This is a genomic window from Mesorhizobium sp. M4A.F.Ca.ET.050.02.1.1, from assembly GCF_003997725.1.
Lineage (GTDB): Bacteria > Pseudomonadota > Alphaproteobacteria > Rhizobiales > Rhizobiaceae > Mesorhizobium.
The window spans coordinates 1-688 of sequence record NZ_RZSG01001378.1 but is presented as its reverse complement, the minus strand read 5'-3'; the positions used below and the strand labels follow the sequence as shown (position 1 = coordinate 688).

Below are 688 nucleotides of genomic sequence, written 5' to 3'. Positions count from 1 at the left end.
TCGACAGGCTTTCGGCAGGCCAGAGGCGGCGCTGGTTAGGTCGTCAGGGCCAAGCAGCACATCCCTGTACGAAGGCGATGAAGGCCAAGCAGTCAAAAAAACGTCCTTTGCGCAAAGTGGATAGCAGGACGGTTGTATTAGGTATATCTTATAAGCAAATTGCGCGAAATCAAATTGGCGCGGGAATATCGCCTACAAAAGGCGGGCGGGGACTATGAGCAGAAAAGGCCAGTTTCAGTGGGCTGCGCCGAGAACATCGGGTGCGCCCGCCCGAGCAATCATGCGTTGTGGAGCTGCCGGCTTCCTGGGCGTGGCCGTGACGGCCAGTTCGGCGATGGTGTCAAGCGTCCTAGCCGCGGAAGGCGGCGCAAGATCCTATCTGCTCGGTTCGCGCGGGCCAGGGTTCGAATGCATGAATCAGTTTAGCAGAGCAGGGGCACAACATGAGCAACGATCGTGACTTCCCGGCTGAAGCCGGCAACAAAATCACGCGGCGCGACGCATTGATGGCCGGCACGGCGGCTGCCGTTTCGCGATTTGCCGCACCCGTCGGCCTTTCGGGGGTATTTGCCGGACTTGCGGGCGTTCAGTCGGCGGCGGCCGAGCCAGCGCAGCCCAACATCGTCTACATCGTTTCGGACGATCAGGGCTGGCTGGACGTCGGCTACCATGGCTCAGACATCAAGAC

At 60.2% G+C, this 688-nt stretch carries 1 protein-coding gene and 1 pseudogene; both read left to right on the top strand.

Features of this window, described 5'->3' with window-relative positions; all coding sequences use genetic code 11:
• Positions 1 to 218 (top strand): hypothetical protein (locus EOA33_RS40040; RefSeq protein WP_210212664.1); only part of this gene is annotated, 218 nt, incomplete at its 5' end.
• Between the two features lie 225 nt (positions 219 to 443).
• Positions 444 to 688: pseudogene (locus EOA33_RS37625) on the top strand (sulfatase); the annotation flags it as partial.